The sequence below is a fragment of the Mesorhizobium sp. ISC15 genome (assembly GCF_037162615.1).
Taxonomy (GTDB): Bacteria; Pseudomonadota; Alphaproteobacteria; order Rhizobiales; family Rhizobiaceae; genus Mesorhizobium; species Mesorhizobium mediterraneum.
In genome coordinates, this window is sequence record NZ_JAVSPX010000001.1 from 2,190,393 (window position 1) to 2,207,128 (window position 16,736).

Here is a 16,736-nt window from a genome sequence, read left to right on the forward strand (position 1 = left end):
GTTCCTGCTATTCCGCCGCCGGTTTGAACTGGGCGTGCTCGGTCGATTCATGCATGGCCGTGGTTGAAGACCGGCCACCGGTGATCGCCATCGACACGGCGTCGAAATAGCCGGTGCCGACTTCGCGCTGGTGCTTGGTCGCGGTGTAGCCGTGGGCTTCCGCCGCGAATTCAGCCTCCTGCAACTCGGAATAAGCCGCCATCTGCCGCGCCTTGTAGCCGCGGGCGAGTTCGAACATGCCGAAATTGAGCTGGTGGAAGCCGGCCAGCGTGATGAACTGGAACTTGTAGCCCATGGCGCCGAGCTCCCTCTGGAACTTGGCGATCGTGGCGTCGTCGAGGTTTTTCTTCCAGTTGAACGACGGCGAGCAATTATAGGCGAGAAGTTTGCCGGGATGATGCCTGTGCACGCCCTCGGCGAACTTCTTGGCCTGCGCCAGATCGGGCTTGGAGGTCTCGCACCAGATCAGGTCGGCGTAGGGCGCGTAGGCGACGGCCCGCGCAATGCAAGGCTCGATGCCGTTCCTGACTTGATAGAAGCCCTCCACCGTGCGGCCGGCGCCATAGTCGACGAAGGGCTGGTCGCGCTCGTCGATGTCGGAGGTGAGCAGCTTTGCCGCTTCCGCATCGGTGCGCGCGACGACCAGCGTCGGCGTGCCCATGACGTCGGCAGCAAGCCGCGCGGCGTTGAGGTTGCGGATGTGTGCGGCGGTCGGGATCAGCACCTTGCCGCCGAGATGGCCGCATTTCTTTTCCGACGCCAGTTGGTCCTCGTAGTGGACGCCGGCGGCACCCGCCTCGATGAAGGCTTTCATGATCTCGAAGGCATTGAGCGGCCCGCCGAAACCGGCTTCCGCATCGGCGACAACAGGCGCGAACCAGGTGTCGACCGAAAGCCCCTTGCCTTCGGAGGTCTCGATCTGGTCCGCACGCTGCAGCGTGCGGTTGATGCGCTTGACCAGTTCGGGCGCGGCATTGGCGGGATAAAGCGACTGGTCCGGATACATGGCGGAGGCGGTGTTGGCGTCGGCGGCGACCTGCCATCCAGACAGGTAGATCGCCTTCAGCCCGGCCCGGACCTGCTGCATCGCCTGGTTGCCCGACATGGCGCCGAGCGCGTTGACAAAGTCCTCCTCGTGGATGAGCTGCCAAAGCCGGTTGGCGCCCATTTCGGCGAGGCTCTGCCGGATCTGGACCGAACCGCGCAGTCGCTTCACATCGTCTGGCGAATAGGGCCGCTCGATGCCGTCGAAGCGGCCTTCCGGCGCCGAGGGGACGAGGTTGTAAAAATCGGTCATTGGTCGCTCCGGATAATCGTTACTGGGATAGAGAACGCCGCCTCATGCAGATTTCGCGCCGTTTTGGTGTGACAGCATTTACATTTCGGCGCGAAACAGGCGAGAGAAACCGTAGATTTGGCTGAGGAATAAGAGAAAACCTGTGTTGCGTTTGACAGCCAGGCGCTGTAAATTTGTTATGATTGTAAAGACCGGCGTGACATCGCCGTGCAGAAGCAATGTAAATTTCTGTCAAGGACAGTCGAGTGGCCGATCAAAAGATCTTCGCCGGGCCGCGCATCCGCCGTATCCGCAGCGCCAAGGGCCTGACCCAGACGGCGATGGCCGAAGGGCTCGGCATCTCGCCGTCCTATCTCAATCTCATCGAGCGTAACCAACGGCCGCTGACGGTCCAGCTGATCCTAAAGCTGGCATCTGTCTACAAGGTCGACCCGCATGAATTGCAGGGCGAGGCGAGGGGGTCGGTCGCCGCCCTGAAGGAAGTGTTTTCAGACCCGCTGCTGGTCGGCGAATTGCCTGGTGACCAGGAGCTGATCGAGCTTGCCGAGGCAGCGCCCAACGCTTCCGCCGCGGTGATAAAACTGTTTCGCGCCTATCGCGAGCAGGCCGAGCGCCTTTCCGACCTCAACGAGCTTCTCGCGCGTGAGGGCAAAGCGACGGCACTCTCCGGCGCCCGCTTGCCGATTGACGAGGTGCACGAGATTTTCGAGCGCCGGCCGAACCATTTTGCCGCGCTCGAAGAGGAGGCCGAGGCATTCACGTCGGTGCTCGATCCCGGCGACGATCTGCTCGGTGCGCTCAAGGCCTGGCTAAAGCGCGAATACGGCATCGTGGTCAAGGTGCTGCCGGTCGCCACCATGCCGAACTGGCGCCGCCGTTACGACCGCCACTCGCAGCGTCTGTTTCTGTCCGAGCGCCTGTCGCCGTTCGACCAGTTGCGCGAGGTGGCGATGGAGGCCTGCCTGATCCGCATGACGGTCGCGGTGGCAGGCGAGATCCAGGCGCTGAAGCTGACCACGGATGAGGCCCGCCGGCTCGCCCGCTTCGAGCTTGGCCGCTACGCCGCCCACGCGCTGATGATGCCCTACCAGTCCTTCCATGCGGCCGCGACCCGCGCGCGGTACGACATCGACGTGCTGCGCTCGCGCTTCGGCGTCTCCTTCGAGCAGGCGGCGAACCGCCTGACCATGCTGCAGCGGCCGGGCACGCCGGGCGTCCCGTTCTTCATGCTCGAGGTCGACAGTGCCGGCAACCGCTTCCGTAAGGCGGGCAGCCAGGGTTTTCCCCAGAGCCGCTTCGGCGGCGGCTGTCCGAAGCTCCCCGTGCATGCCGCCTTTACCCAGCCCGGCCAGGTCTTCGTCGAGGCGGTGGAAATGCCCGATGGCGCCGAGTTCCTCTGCGTCGCCCGCACGCTCGAAGGGCCGCAAGGCTCGTTTTCGGAGCGCCCGCGCCGTACCGCGCTTCTGCTCGGCTGCGACATCGGCTTTCGTGACGAGATCGTCTACGGCACGGCACTGCCGGGGCCAGCCGCCGCAACGACAGGAAAAGCCGGACAGGGCATCAATCCGGCCACACCGATAGGCCCGGCCTGCCGGCTGTGTGAGCGCATCGGCTGCCTCGCCCGCGCCGAGCCGCCGGTGACGCGCCCGCTCGGCCTCGACGAAATGGTGACCGGGCTGAGCGCCTTCGATTTCCAGTGAGGCCCCAGACAACCGACTGCCGCCTTTGCCACAACCGTCGCCGCCCGGTGGACCACGCTCCGCTGCTGCCTTTGCGCTACGCGAATGAAGCACGCTCTTGTCGTCCGTTGCGCATCGTGCCGCCCTGAAATCGTCGACAGTCGCGCCAATGACCGATACCGCATCATCACCGATTGCAGTCTCGCCGCGCGAGGAGCGCGTCGGCTTCCTGTTGATATTTCTGTCGGCGCTGATGTGGAGTTTCGGCGGCGCCATCGCCCGCTTCATCGAAGCGGGCGACAGCTGGACGGTGGTGTTCTGGCGCTCGGTCTGGGCCGCCGCCTTCCTGGTCTGCTTCATGATCTGGCGCGACGGCTGGCACGGCACGGTGAAGCTGTTCCGCGGCATGGGCCTGCCCGGCCTTGCCGTGGCGTTCTGCTTCGCCACTGCATCGACTTGCTTTGTCGTGGCGCTTGCCTACACCACCGTCGCCAACATCCTTTTGATGCAGGCCGGCGTGCCGCTGCTGGCGGCGCTGTTTGCGTGGGTGCTGTTTCGCGAACGGGTCGGCATGGCGACCTGGGTAGCGATTGCAGCCGTCATTGCCGGCGTTGCCATCATGGTATCGGAATCGCTCGATGGCGCCGTGTCGCCCATCGGCGACGGCTTGGCGCTGCTCATCGCGGTGATGTTTTCGATCGCCACCGTCATCACGCGGCGCTTTGCCCATGTGCGCATGACGCCAGCGACCTGCCTCGGCACGATGCTTGCCGCCGCATTCGCGGCGTCCCAGGCATCGCAATTCGGCGTTTCCAGCAGCGACATGGGCTTCCTGTTTGCGTTCGGCGTGGTCAATCTGGGTCTCGGCCTTGCCTTCTTCGCCACCGGCGCCCGGCTTGTTCCGGCGGCGGTCGCGGCACTCCTCGGCACCTTCGAGCCGATCCTCGGCCCGATCTGGGTCTGGCTCATCCATTCCGAGGTGCCGTCGGGACGCACCATCGTAGGCGGCGCGGTGGTGGTCACGGCGCTGCTCGTCCATATCGGCCTCGAATTCAAGCGTCAGGCGCGGCCCGTGCGGCCGGGTGTCACCGGCATGCCGTCGCCTAATTGATGCAGCGCACGCGCCAAAGCGAGATGAGCCATTGACAACGCCGCAGCCGCGCGGGCAGGCTGCCAATACGGCAACAACAAGACAGGCGTATCTTGCCAAGTCTCCCCTCCGGCCCGATCGAGACCGGACAACATCGTCGTATCCCTGCCCGCGTCGTGGCGAGAGCCTCTGACGGCGCCAGAACGCCATCCGGATCACGACATGGGAACGGGAGCCTTGGCCGCTGCACATCGAACCATCAAGGTGTCGGCGGTTCGTGCTTGTCGCTTGCCGGAAAGCCCAATAATCTGAAGCAAATGTCCAGCCGCGCAGCCCCGCGACGAGCTGGCGATGGAACACTCATCAAAGGAGAGACTCAATGACCCGCAAAGCGTTCTGGCTTTCGGCGACCTCGGCATTTCTGACGCTTTTCACCCTCGGCGCTCATGCCCAGGACCGTGTCGTCAACGTCTATAACTGGTCGGATTACATCGACAGCTCGATTATCGAGGATTTCACCAAGGAAACGGGCATCAAGGTCACCTACGACACGTTCGATTCCAATGAGCTCCTGGAGACGAAACTGCTTGCCGGCGGCAGCGGCTACGACGTTGTCGTGCCGACCGCCAATTTCCTCGCACGCCAGATCCAGGCAAGTGTGTTCCAGAAGCTCGACAAGTCGAAGCTGCCCAACATTTCCAACATGTGGGACATCGTCTCGGAGCGCACAGCCAAGTACGATCCGGGCAACGAATATTCGATCAACTACATGTGGGGCACGGTCGGCCTCGGCTATAACGTCAAGAAAGTGCAGGAAGCGCTCGGGACCGACAAGATCGACAGCTGGGACGTGTTCTTCAATCCGGAAAAACTGGCCAAGCTGAAGGATTGCGGCGTCTATGTCCTCGACTCCCCGAGCGACATCCTCCCAAACGCCTTCAAATATCTGGGCATCGATCCCGAGACCACGTCGCTGGACGATTTCGCCAAGGCGGAAGAACTGATGCTTAAGATCAGGCCTTACATCCGCAAGTTCCACTCGTCGGAATATATCAACGCACTGGCCAATGGCGACATCTGCCTGGCAGTTGGCTGGTCGGGCGACGTGTTCCAGGCGCGCGACCGTGCGACCGAGGCCAACCATGGCGTCGAGATCAGCTATTCCGTGCCGAAGGAAGGTGCCGAAATGTGGTTCGACCAGATGGCAATCCCGGCCGATGCGCCGCATGTCGCCGAGGCGCATGAATTCCTGAACTACATGATGAAGCCGGAAGTGATCGCCAAGTCGAGCAACTATGTCTTCTACGCCAACGGCAACAAGGCATCGCAGCAGTTCATCAGCAAGGAGATACTCGAGGACCCGGCGATCTACCCGGACGAGGCGACGCTGGCGAAGCTGTTCACCATCTCCCCTTACGATTCCAAGACCCAGCGCGTGGTCACCCGCACCTGGACCAGGATCGTCACCGGGCAATAAGAGACGATCAAGGACCCCGGCACAGCGTGCCGGGGTCAAATCTTTTTTGGGGATAGAACCAGGACGGAGTGGGACATGAAATCGCTTGGCAGCATCCGCAGGGATTTCGCGCCATGGAACGATCCGAACGCCAAGCCATACATCCAGTTCGACAAGGTCACCAAGAAGTTCGGTGACTTCACCGCCGTCAATAATTTGTCGCTGACCATATTCGAGCGCGAGTTCTTTGCCCTGCTCGGGGCGTCGGGTTGCGGAAAATCGACGCTTCTGCGGATGCTCGCCGGCTTCGAGGAGCCGACCGCCGGCCGCATTCTGCTCGATGGCCAGGATCTGCGCGGCATCCCGCCATACCGGCGGCCGGTCAATATGATGTTCCAGTCCTACGCGTTGTTCCCGCATATGACGGTCGAGAACAACATCGCTTTCGGCCTCAAGCAGGACGGCATGCCGAAGCCCGAGATCGCGGCGCGCGTTGGAGAGATGCTGAAGCTGGTCAAGCTCGAGCAGTTTGCCAAGCGCAAGCCGCACCAATTGTCCGGCGGCCAGCGCCAGCGCGTCGCGCTTGCCCGCTCGGTCGCCAAAAGGCCGAAGGTGCTTCTGCTCGACGAGCCGCTTGGCGCGCTGGACAAGAAGCTGCGCGAGGAAACACAGTTCGAGCTGATGGATCTGCAGCAGTCACTCGGCCTCACCTTCGTCGTCGTCACCCACGACCAGGAAGAGGCGATGACCATGGCCGACCGCATTGCCATCATCGACAAGGGCGAGGTGATGCAGGTGGCGACGCCGGCGGAGGTCTACGAGGCGCCGGGTTCCCGCTTCGTCGCTGGGTTTGTCGGCAACGTCAACATGTTCGAAGGCAAGATCGCGCGTGGCGAGGCCGGCGCGGCAAGCATCGACGCCGGCAACGGCATCACCATCCGGACCGAGAATGCCGGCGATGCCGCCACCGGCGCGGCCGTCGCTTTCGCGATCAGGCCGGAGAAGATCAAGATATCGTCGAAGAAGCCGGCCGGAGCCGTCAACGCCATCGAAGGCGAGGTCTACGATATCGCCTATCTCGGCGACATGACCGTCTATCACGTCAGGCTCGACGACGGCCACGTGGTGCGGGCAAGCACGATGAACGCGGCCCGCATCACCGAGGATCCGCTGAGCTGGAACGACCGTGCCTGGGTGTCGTTCCGGCCGGACGCCGGCGTTGTGCTGACGCGATAGGGGACGGTCATGTCGAATGCCGCTGTCACCGCCGCAGCAACCTCTCAGGCCACCGATGCTGGCAAATCCGCCTTGGCCAGATTGAGTGCCGCCTTCATTGGCCGTCTCGTCATCATCATCCCGTATCTCTGGCTGGTGTTCTTCTTCCTCATTCCCTTCGTCATCGTCTTCAAGATTTCGCTGTCGCAGACGGCAATCGCCATACCGCCCTACACGCCGGTGCTTGACTTCGGCGACGGCCTTTCCGGTTTTCTCGCCCAGCTGAAACAGCTCAGCATCGAGAACTACACATGGCTGACGCAAGATGCGCTGTACTTCAATGCCTATGTGACGAGTGTCATCGTCGCCGCCATCTCGACGGTGCTGACATTGCTTGTGGGCTACCCGATCGCCTATGGCATGGCCCGCGCGCCGGCGACGCTTCGTCCGACTTTGCTGATGCTGGTGATCCTGCCCTTCTGGACCTCGTTCCTGATCCGCGTCTACGCCTGGATCGGCATTCTCAAGCCCGAGGGGCTGCTCAATCAGCTGCTGCTCGCCACCGGCGTCATCAGCCAGCCGCTCATCGTCCTCAACACCTACACGGCGATCTTCATCGGCATCGTCTATTCCTATCTGCCGTTCATGGTGCTGCCGCTCTATTCGTCCTTGGAAAAGATGGATTACTCGCTGATCGAAGCGGCCAAGGATCTTGGCTGCCCGCCGACCAGCGCGTTCTGGAAGATCACCTTTCCGCTGTCGGTGCCCGGCGTCATCGCCGGCTGCCTCCTGGTGTTCATCCCCGCCGTCGGCGAGTTCGTCATTCCCGACCTGCTCGGCGGATCGCAGACGCTGATGATCGGCAAGACGCTGTGGAACGAGTTCTTCGCCAATCGCGACTGGCCGGTGTCGTCGGCGGTCGCGGTCATCCTGCTGTTGCTGCTGATCGTGCCGATCATGCTCTTCCAGCGGGCGCAGGCCCGCGCCCAGGAACAAGACAAATGAACCCGACCTGGAGCCGTTTCAACATCACCTCGATCGTGCTGGGCTTTGCCTTTCTTTACCTGCCGATTGTCCTGCTCATCGTCTTCTCCTTCAACGAGTCGAAACTGGTCACCGTCTGGGGCGGTTTCTCGACCAAATGGTACGTCGCGCTGTTCCACAACCAGGGCCTCATGGACGCCACCTGGGTAACGGCCCGCGTCGCCGTCATCTCGGCCACCGTGGCAACCGTGCTCGGCACACTGGCGGCTCTCACCTTGACACGCTACACGCGCTTCAAGGGCCGGATGCTGTTTTCCGGCATGGTCTTTGCGCCGCTGGTCATGCCGGAAGTCATCACCGGCCTGTCGCTGCTGCTGCTCTTCGTCGCCGTCGGTCTCGACCGCGGCTTCCTCACCGTCACGCTTGCCCACATCACCCTGACGATGTGCTTCGTCGCCGTCGTCGTGCAGTCGCGCCTGGTCACCTTCGACCGCTCGCTGGAAGAAGCCGCGATGGATCTTGGCGCGCCGCCGGTGAAGACCTTCTTTCAGATCACTCTGCCCGTCATCATGCCTGCGATCGTGTCGGGCTGGATGCTGGCGTTCACATTGTCACTCGACGATCTGGTCATCGCCAGCTTCACCTCAGGGCCTGGCGCCACCACGCTGCCGATGAAGATCTACAGCCAGGTTCGTCTCGGTGTGACGCCGGAGATCAACGCCGCCTGCACCATCCTGATCGCGGTCGTGGCGGTTGGGGTCATCATCGCCTCGCTCGCCAACAAGCGTCGCGAGGTGCAGCGCCAGCGCGACGAGCAGGCCGCTCAGCGGGGGTGACGAAAGAAGCGGCAACCCAGAAAAAGCCGGCAGGACGCACTTCCGACGACGACCGCAGCAGCCTCGTTGCCTATTCTCCGGAAACCCCGCGGCTTATCGGCGAAATGAACGGCGTGCTCCACGTTCCGCCGACGAAGAACGAAGATTGGTTGGGACCCTGGTTGTTTGTCTGCGTGGCTGGCTGGTCCGCCTGAATGATGCCGCCGGACAGCGCCAGCCCGCGCCCGGCGTAGGAGGCGATGCCGGAAAGCCAGACCTTGTACTTCGCCGAATTCGCTTCGGCCTTGTCGATCCTCGCCACACCGTTCGAAATGCTCGCCTTGAGTTCGGCCCCGTCGATCGGCAGCGTTCCGTCGGAGACATCGTCGAGCGCGAAGAACCCGCCCTGTTCGTTGTGCTTGAGAAACGCCGGCAGGTCGAGCCGGCTCAAGGCGCCCTGGCCGAATTTCGCCGAAACCGAGCCGTCGGCGTTTTCGAAAATGGAATCCCAGGTTCTGCCCGGGCCCTTGAGGATGACCGAAACGGTTCCCCTGCCGATCGGCACCAGCCGCGTCATTCCGGCTGCGGTGCCAAAAGCGCCGCCATCGACATCGGAGGCGAGCAGCCTGATCTCGACCTGCGTGCCCCCCGGCTTGCGGTCGAAACGAAGACTGCTCTGGATGTTGCCGCCAAAGGCCGATGCATCGGAAATATCGAAGACGGCAAGACCGTCCTTGACCTGGGCGGTGGCGGCGACGTCGGCAAGCTGGATGGTGCCTGCGGTGGCCTGCGCTGCCGACAACCTGAGATCGAGATCGATCCGGTCGGCGACGCTTATGTCGATTTCGCCGGGACCAGCGCCGTCCGCAGGCGCCAAGGGTGTGAAGGCGGAGAGAAACGATCGCAAGTCGAGCGTGTCGAAGGCGAGCGTGCCGGCGATCACCGGCCGCGCCTCGCCAAAGGAGAAGTCCAGCGCACCCATCCCTGGATTGTCGTCCAGAGCGATCTCGGTGTTTTCGAGTTTAATGCGGCCGGAGGTCGCGGTGACCTTGCTGGAAACGGAAACCGAGCCGATTGCCGCGCCCGGCGCGATGCCGGCCCGCGACCATTCGAGCACGCGCCTGAGCGAGGGCGCGGCAAATTTCGCCTGGCCGTCGAAATAGGCGTTCTCGGACATGCTGGCCACGCCGTCGAACGAAAAACTGGCAGGGGCCGCCTTGAAGGAAAGCGTCATCGGCGCAGCACCGCCCCCAAACAGCACCAGCGGGTTCGACGAAGCGGCGTCCACGGCGACGCTTTCGCCGCGCCAGATCCCGGTCGCCGACAGCGTCGCATTGCTGTTCATTGCGGCCCAGTTCGCCTGTCCGCTCAGGCTGCTCAGTATCTCAGTGTCCTTGCCATCGACGGAGGTCACCACGCGGCCGTTCCTGAACTCCACGGTGCCGAACGGATCTGCCGGCAGCTTGCTCAAGTCCGGCTTGGCTGGATTGGCGCTGACCACGGCGCGAGCGGTGTCGATGGAACGCGTGATGCGCCCGCCCGACGGCAAGGCGGGCAGGAAAAGCCCATTTGCTGCGCGTTGAACCCTGATCGTCGGCCGGATCAGCCGCGCCGTCGAGAACACCACGTCGCCACGCAATGCCGCCATGGCCGAGAGATTGACCTCGACCCGTTCGGCTTCGATCACAGGCGGCGCGTCGGTCTCTGTCCACTGCGAGAGCGTCACGTCGGCCAGGATGGCTCGAAAATTCGGCCAGACCTCGATCCGCGGCGCGCCGTCAATGGTGACCCTGAAACCGCTCCACGCACTCATTTCCCAGGCGATGCGATCGCGCACGATGCGGGTCGAGGCGACGAGCGGCAGCGCGGCGACGGCCAGCGCGATGACGAGCACGGCAACGCCGATCGCCCATATTCCGCGCCGGATCAAAGATGATGACATGTCGCCCCGTATGCTTCCGTTCCGACAAAATCGCCCGACGGGTGTAACCCACGGCTGACGCATTTCAAGTCTTTATGGCCCAGCGATGGCATTTGCGCACATCCACATCGCTCGGCCGAACAAAATCTTGCTCTGCTGACCTGCGATATGCATAAGCGACGGTGACCGCGGGAGGATTGATCATGGCTGGCGAAGCACCGCTCTGGGCACCGACGAAAGACCAGGTCGACGCGGCGCCGATGACCGCCTTTAAGACGGCCGCCGCGGCTGGAACCGGCAAGGTTTTTTCATCCTATGCCGATCTACACCGCTGGTCGATCGACGATCGCGAGGCATTCTGGAGCCTGGTCTGGGATTTTTGCGGGATCGTGGGCGACAAGGGCACCAGCGGGGGCGAGCGCGTGCTCGTCGATGGCGATAAGATGCCCGGCGCCGCGTTTTTTCCCGACGCGAAGCTGAACTTCGCCGAGAACCTCCTGAAGAAGACCGGCCCCAGTGACGCTATCGTCTTTCGCGGCGAGGACAAGGTCGAGCGCCGGCTCTCCTGGAATGAGCTGCATGCGCTGACCTCGCGGCTGCAGCAGCTTTTCCTGTCGCTTGGGGTGAAAAAGGGCGACCGCATCGCCGCCATGATGCCCAACATGCCGGAGACCGTCGCCGCCCTGCTGGCGACAGCCTCGATTGGCGCGGTCTGGTCGTCCTGCTCTCCAGATTTCGGCGAACAGGGCGTGCTGGACCGGTTCGGCCAGATCGAGCCTGTCGTCTTCATCGCGCCCGACGGCTATTGGTACAATGGCAAGGCGATCGAGGTCGCCGACAAGATCGCGGCCGTTGCGGCAAAGCTTCCCACCGTCCGCAAGGTCCTGATCGTCGACTATCTCGGCACTTCGAGCGATGTCGCGGCGACCGTCGAGAAGGCTGCGGCGCTGGACGAGGCACTCTCATCCTTCGCGGCCAAGGCGGTCGCTTTCGAACGGTTGCCGTTCGCGCATCCGCTCTACATCCTGTTTTCTTCCGGAACGACCGGCATCCCTAAATGCATCGTCCATTCGGCCGGCGGAACGCTGATCCAGCATGTCAAGGAAGAGCGGCTTCATGCCGGCCTGCTCGACGGCGACCGCTTCTTCTATTTCACCACCTGCGGCTGGATGATGTGGAACTGGCTGGTGTCCGGCCTCGCGTCGGGCGCAACCCTTCTGCTTTATGATGGCTCGCCCTTCTACCCCGACGGCAATGTGCTGTTCGATTTTGCCGACGCCGAGAAGATGACCTATTTCGGCACCTCGGCCAAATTCATCGATTCCGTGCGCAAGGCCGGCCTCAAACCGATCCGCACGCATGATCTTTCCACCGTGCGCACGATCTCCTCCACCGGCTCGCCATTGTCGCCGGAAGATTTTCGCTTCGTCTATGAGGGCATTAAGCACGACGTGCATCTCGCCTCGATCTCCGGCGGCACCGACATCGTATCCTGTTTCGTGCTCGGCGTGCCGACGGAACCGGTGTGGACCGGAGAGATCCAGGGACCCGGTCTCGGTCTCGCCGTCGATGTCTGGGATGACGATGGCCGCCCGCTCAGGCAGGAGAAGGGTGAGCTCGTCTGCACCAAGGCGTTTCCTGCTATGCCAATCGGTTTCTGGAACGATCCCGAAGGCAAGAAATACCACGCAGCCTATTTCGAGCGCTTCGACAATATCTGGTGCCACGGCGACTTCGCCGAATGGACCGCCCATGGCGGCCTGATCATCCATGGTCGCTCCGACGCGACGCTCAATCCGGGCGGTGTGCGGATCGGCACGGCGGAGATCTACAATCAGGTCGAGCAGATGCCGGAAATCCTGGAAGCGCTGTGCATCGGCCAGGATTTCGACAATGACGTGCGCGTTGTGCTGTTCGTGCGGCTGGCTGCCGGCGTTGAGCTCGACGCCGAGCTGGAAAAACGTATCCGGGCGAAAATCCGCAGCGGGGCGAGCCCGCGCCACGTTCCCGCCAGGATCGTCGCCGTCGCCGACATCCCACGCACCAAATCGGGCAAGATCACCGAACTCGCGGTGCGCGACATGGTGCATGGCCGCGCCGTCAAGAACAAGGAGGCGCTGGCCAATCCAGAAGCGCTCGAGCTGTTCCGCGATTTGCCGCAGCTTGCCGACTAAGCAAACAGAGCGGCGCCGCCATTCGGCTTGATAGGTGCTGGTCGAGCATGGTTAACGAAATATCTCGCTCGAATTTACCTAGATTTCATGAGTGGTACACATTGGTAAATTTTCGGCGACGCCGGTAAGGTTTTGTTAAGGGCCGGCACCGATAGTCGTGCGTAACTTGAGGGAGAAATCCCGTTCCTCGAAATCCCCAGAGGATCTGAATTCGCTCAAGCCCCCGTTGTAACAGCAATCCCATCATTCAAGGCGTCCTGTTGGACGCCTTTTCTTTTAGATCAATCCGCGAGCACGCGGGTCGACGGAAAAGCGACTTCGACCAGAGTGCCCTCGCCGGGCGTCGAATTGATGGTGAATCGAGCGCGGTTCGCCTCGACCATGGCCTTGGTCAGCGGCAGCCCGAGACCGGTGCCGTCGCCGCGCCCGCGCTTCAGCGCGTTGATCTGCTTGAACGGCTTCAGCGCTTGCTCGATCTCGGACTGGCTCATGCCGATGCCGGTGTCGCGCACCCGCATCACGACGTCGCCGGAGATCTCATAGGCGGTCGACACGATTACCTGGCCGCCGGCCTGCGTGTAGCGGATGGCATTCGACAGGATGTTCAGCGCGATCTGGCGCACGCTGCGCAGGTCGGCCACCACTTCCGGCAGCCGTGAGGCGAAACTGGAGCGGATGATGACACGTTCGCGGTTGGCTTGCGGCTGCATCATCGCCACCGTCTCGGCCAGCGTGTCGTTGAGCGACACCGCCTCATAGGCCATCTCCTGCTGGCCGGCCTCGATCTTCGAGATGTCGAGCAGGTCGTTGACCAGGTCGAGCACGTGGTTGCCCGACCGGTTGATGTCGCGCAGATAGTCGCGGTAGCGGTCATTGGCGACCGGTCCGAATTTCTCGTCGACCATCAGCTCGGAAAACCCGATGATGGCGTTGAGCGGCGTGCGGATCTCGTGGCTGATGCGGGCGAGGAAGTCGGTCTTCTGCGAGGAGGCGCGCTCGGCCACGGCGCGCGCCTGGGTCAGATCCTCTTCGGCCCGCTTCCACTGGGTGATGTCGCGCACCACCGCGCAGAACCCGCTGTCGTTGGGCAGCCTGCCGATGGTCATGAACAGCGGAATGAAACGCCCCTGTGCCTCGCGTCCGATCACCTCGCGGCCGTCATTCATCACGCTCGCCACGCCGGGCTCGGACAGTCCGTCGAGATAGTCGCGCGCCGCGCGCTGGCTTTCGATCGCAAACAGCGAAAAGAAGGGTTTGCCGGTCACCTCATCGCTGTCAAAACCGAACAGCGCTTCCGCCGGGCGGCTGATCGAGCGGATCGTTCCGTCACGGCCGATCAGCACGACGCCGTCGGTCGCGGTGTCGATGATGGTGCGCATCTCGGCGATGCGCGCCTTGAGCTCGGAAACATCAGGCTGCGTCTGGTCGTCGGCGCCACCCTGCGGAATAGCCGCTGCCTCGTCGTCGCCGGAACGGCGCACGACCAGCATCAGCGCCTTGCCGCCACGCCACGGTACCGAGCGCAGAATAGCCTCGATCGGGAACTCCTGACCGTCATGTGTCTTCAACCGCAGCGCGTGATCGGTGCCATCGGAGGCGCTGTCGTCATAAGGATCGGCAAACAGCGCGCCGAGGCCACCTGCATCCTCCAGATCGTCGAGCGTGTCATAGCCGGTCAGGCTGAGGAATTCCTCATTCGCATAGTGAAGATCGTCACCGGAATGGATGAGCAGGGGCACCGGCAGCTTGCCGAGAATCGAAATGTCCGCAGCGTTGTTGTCGTCTGCGGTCGAAAAAGCCGATGGCACGAACCCTTCGAGCTTGAGCGACGGCACCTGCAGGCGCGGCCGCTCGACGGGCGCCGGCTCCATGTCACCGGCATGGCCGATGTCATCGGCTGACGAATGGGTTTCATCGTCATCGGACCGCGCCCAGTCTTCGCTGTCTTCTGCGTCACGGAAATCGGCAGCCGTCATGCTGTCGTCGTCTTCGGCGGCGATCGATCGACTGTCCGAGTCAGCGATTTCCTGCGTCGCCCTGTCCGGCTCTGCAACCGGCGCACCGCCGCTGTTGTCGGCGACATTATCCCGGTCGGCATAGTCGAGCAGCGAGCCTGAGATGTCGCGCACGGTTGATTCCGGCTGCTCGCCTTCGAGCCTTGCGACATCCTTCTCGTCTTCGCCATCGGTTTCGGTCGGTTCCGCCGCAGCCGGTTCTGCCGGCTTTGCAGCGTCGGGCTGTTCGGTCGGCGGATTGTCCTTCTTGAGCCGCTCGCCGATTTCACGGAATGCACTGCGTTCCAGCGTCGACAGGCCTTTGTCATTGGCCGGCTGCCTGTGCTCGGCCAACCGGATCACCTTGTCGGCAAAGCGCCGCTCCGGCTTCGGCACGATGGTCAGCGCCGGCACCTCGCCCTTGAATGGGTCGGTGTCCTCAGGCGTTTCGGCGACTTCCGGCTCGACGGCTGCGGGGGTTTCGGCATTAGGGACAAGCGCCATGCCGATCGCTTCCGGATCGACCACCGCATCGCTGGAGCGGGCCACGCCGAAACCACGAAAACCTTCGAAGGCACGGCTTCGGCTGTAGACAGGCAGCGCCGCCAGGTCGACGGGTATCTTGAAATCGGTGCCGGCAACCGGCCACAGCACCGAGCGGCCGGACCAGGTGTCGCGTCGATCGAGCAGGCCCGCGATCTCGCCGGACGCATCGAGGTCGAAGGTGGCCGCGACGTCCCTGAAGCGCCGGCCGATCACATCGGCGGCAGGCTTGCCGACGAGTTCCGCGAATTCCGGCGACAGGGCACTGAACCTGCCCTCGGCGTCGGTGCGCCAGACGAAACGCAGGGGCGCCGCCGCGCGGTCGATCGGGGGGATGGCACGGTCGGCCGGGGAGGCGGCCCTGGTGGCATCCTGCGCGGTATTCTCCGCCGAAGCGTCCGACGCGGCCGGTGCCTCGACAGGCCCGGATGCGTTCGGTCGGCCCGGCTCTTGTGTCTCATCCTCGCTGGCGCTGAAATACCAATGGTCAAGCTGCGTGGGGGCTCCGCCGGCCGCAGGGCGGGCGCTATCGGCTGCTTCCGGGCTCTGCTCGGTCGCATCGGGCCCAGTCGCATCGAGTTGGGGCGAACTGGGAATGTCATGCTCCACCGACACCGCAGTGTCTTCGCCGGCTGCCGGAGCAGTCTCCGCTGCCGCATCCGCCTTCGCGACTGTTGCCGGCGCGTTGTCCTGTTCTGCTTTTGGCTGGACTACGGCATCGGCCGCAGCGCCATAGGTGTGCTCGCCAGCGGAGGCTTCTTCGGAGTCAAGCTGGTTCTCGTCGATCACCACCAGCAGGTGCCGCTCATCCGTCAGCCGGGCGAGACCGGCCGGATAGGAAGTGGTGCCGCCTGGAACGAGGCGTTTGACGATGCGATCGCTCTCGTTCGCCACATCGGCCACGAGCGCTGCCAGCGTCTCGGGCAAGATGCCGAGCGCCGAAAAACCATCGGAAGCGGCCTCGATATTGCCCTTGGCGTCGACGAAGGCGATGAAATGACCGTCTTCGGTAAAGCCGCTGATGGCCCGAGCGGCGATCTCGGCAGCGCTGCGCGAGCCGGTCTGTGCCGCCGGCACCGCCAGCATGATCGCGTTTTCGCCGTCAGGCATGGTCACGGCGCTGGCCAGAAAGCCAACCGCGCGGCTGGTTAGGCCGGTTGCCAGCCGCACCGTGATGGCGCGGTCGCGGCCGATCTGTGGAAAACCGCTTGTCGCCATGATCTGGCGCCGGGCGATCAGTGGCAGCCCTGTCGAGGCGCCGATGATGGCCTCGATGTCGGGGTAGCCGAACGCCGCCGCCCCTGGTCCGTTTGCCCAGATCACCTGTTCGAGATCTGCCGACAGAAGGGCGATCGCGTCGCCTGCGGCAAAGCGCTGGCGGACCGCGTCGAGCACGGCGACGTCGAGGAAGGAGTAGTTTTCGGACGGCATGCGCTTGGCGGACCCTCACGGAACGGGCAGTTTTTCCAGTTAACGTTTTGTTAATAAAAGCCGACGGCGCGAAGGTCCACAAGCCATAGCGTGCAACCGCTGGAATCTCTGGGCTCGTGGTTAACGCAGGGAAAGAA

Annotated in this window: 10 protein-coding genes; 7 read left to right on the top strand and 3 right to left on the bottom strand. The window is 63.3% G+C overall.

Annotated features, from left to right (window positions below):
- Nucleotides 1–7 precede the first annotated feature (7 nt).
- Nucleotides 8–1,297 carry an isocitrate lyase gene (gene aceA, locus RPG13_RS10675; RefSeq protein ID WP_095483543.1) on the bottom strand — a complete coding sequence of 430 codons (1,290 nt, stop codon included), beginning with the start codon at nucleotides 1,295–1,297 and terminating at the stop codon, nucleotides 8–10.
- Nucleotides 1,298–1,542: 245 nt separating this feature from the next.
- On the opposite strand from aceA, the gene RPG13_RS10680 reads away from it, so the two are divergent.
- The 6 genes from RPG13_RS10680 (at nucleotide 1,543) to RPG13_RS10705 (ending at nucleotide 8,557) form a co-directional block, all read left to right on the top strand.
- Nucleotides 1,543–2,997 (top strand): helix-turn-helix domain-containing protein, encoded by a 1,455-nt coding sequence (locus RPG13_RS10680; RefSeq protein WP_337125001.1) that lies wholly within the window; start codon nucleotides 1,543–1,545, stop codon nucleotides 2,995–2,997.
- A gap of 148 nt (nucleotides 2,998–3,145) precedes the next feature.
- A complete protein-coding gene (locus RPG13_RS10685) occupies nucleotides 3,146–4,087 on the top strand; it encodes a DMT family transporter (RefSeq protein ID WP_095483545.1) in 942 nt (313 codons plus the stop codon).
- Between the two features lie 358 nt (nucleotides 4,088–4,445).
- Nucleotides 4,446–5,543 (top strand): polyamine ABC transporter substrate-binding protein, encoded by a 1,098-nt coding sequence (locus RPG13_RS10690; RefSeq protein ID WP_095483546.1) that lies wholly within the window; start codon nucleotides 4,446–4,448, stop codon nucleotides 5,541–5,543.
- 75 nt (nucleotides 5,544–5,618) lie between these two features.
- The gene (locus RPG13_RS10695) at nucleotides 5,619–6,758 is read left to right on the top strand and encodes an ABC transporter ATP-binding protein (protein WP_095483547.1); all 1,140 of its coding nucleotides are present in this window, start codon (nucleotides 5,619–5,621) and stop codon (nucleotides 6,756–6,758) included.
- 9 nt (nucleotides 6,759–6,767) lie between these two features.
- On the top strand, nucleotides 6,768–7,742 hold the full coding sequence (locus RPG13_RS10700) for an ABC transporter permease subunit (RefSeq protein WP_337125002.1): 975 nt from the start codon (nucleotides 6,768–6,770) through the stop codon (nucleotides 7,740–7,742).
- Nucleotides 7,739–8,557: an ABC transporter permease gene (locus tag RPG13_RS10705; protein WP_126103645.1), complete on the top strand. Its 819-nt coding sequence runs from the start codon at nucleotides 7,739–7,741 to the stop codon at nucleotides 8,555–8,557. The genes RPG13_RS10700 and RPG13_RS10705 overlap by 4 nt, the downstream gene beginning before the upstream one ends.
- A 70-nt stretch (nucleotides 8,558–8,627) precedes the next feature.
- Here the strand turns inward: RPG13_RS10705 and RPG13_RS10710 are convergent, their stop codons facing one another.
- Complete coding sequence (locus RPG13_RS10710; RefSeq protein WP_095483550.1) at nucleotides 8,628–10,478, bottom strand: AsmA family protein; 1,851 nt, start codon at nucleotides 10,476–10,478, stop codon at nucleotides 8,628–8,630.
- A 182-nt stretch (nucleotides 10,479–10,660) separates the two neighbouring features.
- Between RPG13_RS10710 and RPG13_RS10715 the strand changes: the two genes are divergently transcribed.
- Complete coding sequence (locus RPG13_RS10715) at nucleotides 10,661–12,631, top strand: acetoacetate--CoA ligase (protein ID WP_337125003.1); 1,971 nt, start codon at nucleotides 10,661–10,663, stop codon at nucleotides 12,629–12,631.
- 281 nt (nucleotides 12,632–12,912) lie between these two features.
- Here RPG13_RS10715 and RPG13_RS10720 read toward each other — a convergent pair whose 3' ends face one another.
- Nucleotides 12,913–16,599, bottom strand: coding sequence for a PAS domain S-box protein (locus RPG13_RS10720; protein WP_337125004.1), 3,687 nt, complete (start codon nucleotides 16,597–16,599; stop codon nucleotides 12,913–12,915).
- Nucleotides 16,600–16,736 lie beyond the last annotated feature (137 nt).

What these genes read in the sequence shown, in the direction of transcription:
- aceA (WP_095483543.1), bottom strand. Translation starts at nt 1,297, where the DNA reads ATGACCGATTTTTACAACCTCGTCCCCTCGGCGCCGGAAGGCCGCTTC.
- RPG13_RS10685 (WP_095483545.1), top strand. Translation starts at nt 3,146, where the DNA reads ATGACCGATACCGCATCATCACCGATTGCAGTCTCGCCGCGCGAGGAG.
- RPG13_RS10690 (WP_095483546.1), top strand. Translation starts at nt 4,446, where the DNA reads ATGACCCGCAAAGCGTTCTGGCTTTCGGCGACCTCGGCATTTCTGACG.
- RPG13_RS10695 (WP_095483547.1), top strand. Translation starts at nt 5,619, where the DNA reads ATGAAATCGCTTGGCAGCATCCGCAGGGATTTCGCGCCATGGAACGAT.
- RPG13_RS10700 (WP_337125002.1), top strand. Translation starts at nt 6,768, where the DNA reads ATGTCGAATGCCGCTGTCACCGCCGCAGCAACCTCTCAGGCCACCGAT.
- RPG13_RS10705 (WP_126103645.1), top strand. Translation starts at nt 7,739, where the DNA reads ATGAACCCGACCTGGAGCCGTTTCAACATCACCTCGATCGTGCTGGGC.
- RPG13_RS10710 (WP_095483550.1), bottom strand. Translation starts at nt 10,478, where the DNA reads ATGTCATCATCTTTGATCCGGCGCGGAATATGGGCGATCGGCGTTGCC.
- RPG13_RS10715 (WP_337125003.1), top strand. Translation starts at nt 10,661, where the DNA reads ATGGCTGGCGAAGCACCGCTCTGGGCACCGACGAAAGACCAGGTCGAC.
- RPG13_RS10720 (WP_337125004.1), bottom strand. Translation starts at nt 16,599, where the DNA reads ATGCCGTCCGAAAACTACTCCTTCCTCGACGTCGCCGTGCTCGACGCG.